This is a genomic window from Polynucleobacter sp. 39-46-10, assembly GCF_002282275.1.
Genome location: NZ_NCJB01000011.1, coordinates 20,706 through 27,285 on the forward strand (window position 1 = coordinate 20,706; position 6,580 = coordinate 27,285).

General features: G+C 45.3%; 6 protein-coding genes. 1 reads left to right on the forward strand and 5 read right to left on the reverse strand.

Features of this window, described 5'->3' with window-relative positions; all coding sequences use genetic code 11:
* The first annotated feature begins 11 nt into the window (after window positions 1-11).
* On the forward strand, window positions 12-1,601 hold the full coding sequence (locus tag B7X71_RS02225) for a gamma-glutamyltransferase family protein (protein WP_293597798.1): 1,590 nt from the start codon (window positions 12-14) through the stop codon (window positions 1,599-1,601).
* An 8-nt stretch (window positions 1,602-1,609) separates the two neighbouring features.
* On the opposite strand, the gene B7X71_RS02230 is transcribed toward B7X71_RS02225, so the two are convergent.
* The 5 genes from B7X71_RS02230 to B7X71_RS02250 all read right to left on the reverse strand — a co-directional run bounded on the left by B7X71_RS02230 (window position 1,610) and on the right by B7X71_RS02250 (window position 6,270).
* Window positions 1,610-1,930, reverse strand: coding sequence for a type II toxin-antitoxin system PemK/MazF family toxin (locus B7X71_RS02230; RefSeq protein WP_293597807.1), 321 nt, complete (start codon window positions 1,928-1,930; stop codon window positions 1,610-1,612).
* Between the two features lie 5 nt (window positions 1,931-1,935).
* Entirely contained in the window at window positions 1,936-2,196 is a 261-nt protein-coding gene (locus B7X71_RS02235; protein ID WP_293597797.1) for an AbrB/MazE/SpoVT family DNA-binding domain-containing protein, read from the reverse strand.
* A 51-nt stretch (window positions 2,197-2,247) separates the two neighbouring features.
* Window positions 2,248-3,576 carry a DEAD/DEAH box helicase gene (locus tag B7X71_RS02240; protein ID WP_293600150.1) on the reverse strand — a complete coding sequence of 443 codons (1,329 nt, stop codon included), beginning with the start codon at window positions 3,574-3,576 and terminating at the stop codon, window positions 2,248-2,250.
* Window positions 3,577-3,639: 63 nt separating this feature from the next.
* Window positions 3,640-4,596 carry a sensor domain-containing diguanylate cyclase gene (locus B7X71_RS02245; RefSeq protein ID WP_293597795.1) on the reverse strand — a complete coding sequence of 319 codons (957 nt, stop codon included), beginning with the start codon at window positions 4,594-4,596 and terminating at the stop codon, window positions 3,640-3,642.
* Between the two features lie 3 nt (window positions 4,597-4,599).
* The gene (locus tag B7X71_RS02250) at window positions 4,600-6,270 is read right to left on the reverse strand and encodes an HD domain-containing phosphohydrolase (RefSeq protein ID WP_293597794.1); all 1,671 of its coding nucleotides are present in this window, start codon (window positions 6,268-6,270) and stop codon (window positions 4,600-4,602) included.
* Window positions 6,271-6,580: the final 310 nt, after the last annotated feature.

Here is a 6,580-nt window from a genome sequence, read left to right on the forward strand (position 1 = left end):
AGATTAGACCCATGTTGATATCACCCCCTTATGGTGGCGGCCGCGCCCCAGTTTTAGCCAAGAATGCCGTTGCAAGTTCTCAGCCATTAGCCACACAGGCTGGGATTGAGGCCTTGCAAAACGGTGGCAATGCTGTAGACGCGGCACTTGCTACCGCAATCACCCTTACTGTGGTTGAACCCACTATGAATGGCTTAGGTGGCGATGGCTTTGCATTAATTTGGGATGGCAAAAAACTGCATGGCATGAATGCCTCGGGGCGCGCTCCTGCAGCCTGGACTCCAGAGTATTTTTCCGGCAAGGCGGCAATGGATTTGATTGGCTGGAATACCGTAACAGTGCCAGGCATGGTTTCGGGATGGATTGAGTTATCTCGCAAATTTGGCAAGCTGCCTTTTGCACAACTCTTCAAGCGCGCTATTGACTATGCAGAGAATGGCTTTCCTGTCTCGCCGGTGATTGCTCGCCAATGGCGCGAAGCGATTCCGATTCTCAAAAATCAGGCTGGCTTTAGTGATTCATTTTTGATTGAAGGCAAGTCTCCTGCTGCAGGTCAAATCTGGCGTTACCCCGCTCAAGCTAAAACACTCCGTGAGATCGCGGATAGTGAAGGTGAGTCTTTTTACACTGGGAAGCTAGCCCAAAGTATGGTCGACTTTGCTCAAAGCACTGGAGGCTGCTTCACAATGGCAGACTTTGCCAACAATCAAACCGAATGGGTTGAGCCTTTAGCATTTGATTATGGTGACTACACTTTGCATGAGATTCCTCCGAATGGTTCAGGCATCGTTGCTCAGATGGCGCTCGGTATTTTGCAAGCGGCCAACGTAAAGCAATACCCAGCCAACTCTGCGCAGCGCATTCATCTGCAAGTAGAGGCGATGCGAATTGCCTTTGCCGATGCTTACGCTCACGTATCGGATCCCAGCACGATGAAGGTAGCAACAAGCGCCCTGCTGGATAGAGACTATTTGGCAAGCCGTGCTGCACTCATCAATCACAATCAAGCAGGTAGCTATGGTGATGGAGATCCACATGCTGGTGGCACCGTTTATCTCTGCGCCGCTGATGAATCCGGCATGATGATTTCCTATATTCAGTCGAACTTCAAAGGCTTTGGTTCTGGAGTAGTTTCCCCCGGTGGTATTGCATTCCATAACCGCGGCATGAGCTTTAGCTTGGTGGAGGGCCACCCCAATCAAGTAGCACCAGGTAAGCGCCCTTTCCACACGATCATTCCGGCATTCCTAACGAAGGGTGACCAACCTGCCATGGCGTTTGGCGTGATGGGTGGCAATATGCAGCCACAAGGACATATCCAGTTTGTCATGCGCTTTGTTGATGAGTATCTCAATCCACAAACATGCTCAGATGCACCGCGCTGGAGAATTGATGATGTGGGCAAGTTGACTGTTGAATCCTCTATGCCAACTGCAGTAGTCGAGGGACTAAAAGCAATGGGGCATGAAGTGACTGTGATGCCAGCCAATAGCCTGGACTTTGGTAGTGCTCAAGCGATTGCGCTATTGGGCGAAGAAACTAAAGATGCTTATATTGCTGGTAGCGATCATCGTCGCGATGGATTGGCAGCAGGCTTCTAGTCTTACAACTAAAGTGTAAAAGTTGCCTGCAAAATATCGAGGCTAATCCCCAACGTTTTATTGTTGACCACCCCCAATCGCTTGACTAGGCGCGTCTTATCGATAGTGCGAATTTGATCTAAGAGCACTAAACCTTTTTTACCATCATGCGTAATTGGCACACGATAGGATGCTGACCTACCTTTTGTAGTCATTGGCGCAATAATGACAGTTCGCAAAAAGTCATGCATCTCCTGTGGAGATACAACAACGCATGGTCGAGTCTTTTTAATCTCACTGCCCATAGTTGGATCTAGATTAATTAGCCAAATATCTCCGCGTGAAACGATACTTTTTACCAAACCCAATCCTCGTCATTCTCATTCATAAAGTCGCCCAACACTAATCCATCTTCACCAGCCTCGGCAATTGCTTTTGACTCCTCAGCCCAACCTTCACGGGGATTTTTTTTGGGTTTACTTAAGACAAGTTTGTCGCCCTCAATCACCAAATCAGCGTGATCATCAAAACCTACCTGCTCAAGAATAGCTTTAGGAATAACCACTCCACGAGAGTTCCCAATTTGACGAATTTGTAGATGCAACTGCTTTTTCATAGTAATAACAATGTTATAACTAGATTATTAAAAAGTCAAGGTGGGGAAAGTCTAGCTTGGCAGGCAGTTGAGGTAGAAACGCTTCACCTCTTGGTCACAGCTCACATCTTTTGGCTGTATAGGTCGCTCTAGGGTAATGCCCTCAATGGAGGTGCAACGGCTTAGTGCGACATAGACCTGTCCTGATGCAAAGGCTCCCGAAGAGAGGTCTACCTTGATCTTATCTAGCGTCTTGCCTTGACTCTTATGAATAGTGACAGCCCAAGCTAACATCAATGGGATTTGTACAAAGGTGCCAATAATGTTTGGTGAAATCTTCCCAGACATCATGTCGTGGTCGTAGCGATAGGACTCCCACTGGTGCCCTTTGACTTCAACTGTATTTGAGTAAGGTCCGTTCTGCACTATCACCTTCACGGTATTGGGCAGTAACTCACGCACTACCCCGATCGTGCCATTCACCCAGCGCTTGGGGAAATTGCTATCGGTCGCCGTAAACATGACCTTTGCACCGACCTTAAGGGTCAGATGATTTGGCGACGGCAGATTACGATCATCCACGTTGAACTTGCCAGTGCTATTGCCAGTGTAGACCTTGGTATCCGTTGTTAGTGCTCTTAAGCCTGCGCCATTAATTTGATCTGCGCGCGCGTTGGTCGTAGTCAAGGTGATGGTCTGCTCATCAGCCTCTTTTTTGGTTTCGTAGCAAACTGCATTGAGGGTATCCAGTGCTTCATCAATATCTTGATTAATGCGGATTTGATTGAGTAGGCCCGCAAAGTGCACATCCTTCTGGCGGAAGATCTTGGACAGTTCCACCATCGTGACATCCTTACGATGTAGCGCATTAGCGCAAAAGAAGTAAGGGCCTTCGTAACCTCGCTCAGAAAGTACTTGCATATCCGCTTGAGATACAACCGGAGGCAACTGAAATAAGTCACCTACAAACATCACCTGTATGCCACCAAAGGATTCACTCTTATGGGGTCCGTTAGCACGTAGGAATAGATCAATTGCATCCACTACGTCTACCCTCACCATCGAGATCTCATCAATGATTAGTAGACGAATATCTTTATAGAGACGTTTATCTTTTAAGGGCTTGATATCTTCCTCTGGAAAGATCAAGCGAGGTGGCAAGCGAAAGAAAGAGTGAATCGTGACACCCTTCACCTGCAATGCGGCCACACCAGTTGGTGCAACTACCACTACGTTGCCAGGAATATTCTCGCGCAGATAGCCAATTAAGGTTGTCTTACCAGTGCCCGCTTTACCGCTAACAAAGACATAAGGGTCATGACGCTCGATAGCGTCGATTACGTCCTGGTATTCAGGGGTGATTTCAATATCGGAAACTGAGGGAGCGATCTCTGTACTCATAGGCATGGGGAACTATACTCCACCAAGAATTCAAGCGGCTAATGGCTAGTCAAATTAGCCTGACTAGCCCAGCAAATCTACTCGATTGCCGCCCAGCCTTTTAGCTCGGTACATCGACATATCAGCCAACTTCAGAACGTGCTCTGGCGTATCTGTCTCATCGAAAAATACCTTACAGCCAATACTTGCGCTAGAAAGATGCTCAATAATCTTACCCTCAAACCCCAATTGATAGGGCTCAATCAGGGCAGTTAAGATTTTCTCTGCAATAATTTTTACTTGTTCCAAGGCACTGTCTAAATCAGCACTAATCTCAGGTAAAACAATAACAAATTCGTCTCCGCCAAATCGCGCTACAGTGTCACTTTCGCGGATGCAAGATTGCATGCGACGAGCGCTTTCATTCAATAAAATATCGCCCACATGGTGACCATACTGGTCGTTAAGCTCTTTCAGCTTATCTAGATCTACAAACAATATGGCACCGTAGCGCTTACTGCGTTTGCTCACTGACATGGCGAATTTAATGCGGTCCATTAATAGATATCGATTCGGCAACCCCGTCAGATAATCATATAAGGCCAACTTTTGAACTTGATTCTCAAGCTGTTTGCGCTCCAACACGATGCTCACCAGATTCGAAGCCACTTCGATTTCCGCAATCTCTTCAATACTCGGTTGATGAGTCTCTTTACGATAAGTGGCAAAGGTTCCTAAAATTTCTCCTTTAGACGAGTAGACAGGATGAGACCAGCAAGATTTAAATCCAGTTTTATCAATAAGCGGTTTTGCTAACTCCCAGTTAGGATGAGTCTCCAAGTCTTCCGCAATCGAATTTTGTCCAGTTGCAACCGCATCTCCACAGCAACCCACTCCAGGACCAACAGAGAGAGATTCAACCGCCTCATTAAAGTAGCGCGGGATTCTAGGGGCAGCTCCAACTGTGAAGCTCTTCTTATCCTCATTGAGGAGAAGAATGCTGCAAAAAGTATTCGGATAACTTCTCTCTACATCAGACACAATTTAAAATAAAGCCACTTCTGTAGGACTATTTTTTGCCAATAGCTCCAAAACAGCATTGCGTGCTGCCTCTTGTTTTTGAACCTTCTGCTTGATGGTGATATCTTCAATAATTCCCCATACCATTTTTCGACCATCAGCATCATTGAGAGCAAAGCCTCTCAATGAAATCGGAAAGCGTGAGCCATTCTTGCGGATATATTCTTTTTGGTTGGGCCCAAAAAAACCTTTTTGATTTAATTGCTCAATCTGAGCACGCTCCTGAGCAGCATATTCGGTGGGAGTGATATCCCAAAATGAGAGCTTTAAAAAATCATCCTTACTGTATCCGGTGTACTCTAATAAGGCTGAGTTCACTTCTAAAAATTCACCAGTGCCATGATCAATTAAGGCCATACCAATTGGGGAATACTCAAATAGCACCTGAAATTTTTCCTCAGAGCGGCGTAACTTATGCTCACTAGCTTGACTAAGCTCACTAAAGACCTTGAATTCAGATTGATCGTCTTTGTATTTTTGTGCGATTTCTTGAAAAGCGTCTTTTTCAGCCATGAATGCATCAACCACTAAAGGGTCAAAGTGTGCCCCCTTTTTGTTTAGTATTTCTTGAACAGCATCCCCATGCTCCCATCCGGACTTATAGACTCGCTCGCTCACTAGGGCATCGTACATATCAGCCAAAGCCATGATGCGTGCTGACAATGGTATGCCCCGCCCTGCCAAGCCCTTTGGGTAGCCTTGACCATCCCAGCGCTCATGGTGAGAGCCTGCGATATCAATTGCCATCTTAATGACATCATCTTCCTCAACTTCTTCATCAAGCTGTGCTTTTGCAGATGAGAGAACATATTCACCAATCGTGGTGTGGGTTTTCATAATGCCCCACTCATCTTTATTGAGTGAACCCTCTTTATAGAGGATATGGTCTGGTATTCCAACTTTGCCGATGTCGTGCAGTGGTGCTGCCTTGTAGAGGCAATCAATCATCTGATCATTTAGAGTCTCAGGAAAATGGCCACTTTTTTTCAAACGTTCCGCCAAAATCCTGACATAGCCTTGTGTGCGAACGATATGGCTTCCAGTTTCATTATCGCGAGCCAATGCCAAGGCATTCAAACTAGAAAGCATCTTCAGTTCAGCATTAGAAGACTTCCTCTCCTCCTTCTTCCAGAGGCGCTCGAGCAAAATATTACTAATTGCAATATACACAAGCAAATTAGATGCAAGCCCAATACCTCGAAGTAGTGCCGGAAGCTCACTCTCCTGAAAGACGGTGATCGCGTTTGACTCCATCTGACTAGAAACATAAATGCGCAAAACTAGCATACTGATTTGGAAGATAAATGCCAACCCAAGCACATAGAAATGTCGGGTCTTATTACTTCTTGACTGAATGAGTACTTCTATCAAGCCCCATAAATTGATAGCCGAAATAACACTCACCATCAACAGCACACGTGCATCAAAAGAGCTGGCTTGGCGCATGAACTCAAAGAACGCTAGAAAAGTGGCAAACCAAAACCAATACAACCAAACAGGTATCAGCGCTTGTGGAATGCGCCAAGAACGAATAAATAGAATGGTAGCTAAGCCAGAAAATACAAGTGCAGTATTGCCTAAGGATAGAAAATACTGAGGGTTAAATCCAGCAGCAAAAAAACAGAGGCTGGACACCACCATTAATGTCAGGGAAGTTGGCCAATATAAATAAGAGTAGAGCCTCCCTTTTGGGTTCTTTCCGGAAAATGCTCCTAAGCAGATAATAAAAACAATTACCCCGTAAGACAGATAAAAGAGTTGGTTGAAGATCTCCATATGGTTTTTAGAATTCTGTCTTTATTAACCGGTTAATGCTCTTTAGAGCGCAATAAACTAACGCTTACATACAAAACAAGCAAACTCAATATAAAAATTAATTCTAATGGGCAAAAAGGTGTTTAAAGCATTTATTACCTCAAATATACCTATTTATAGTATATGAATA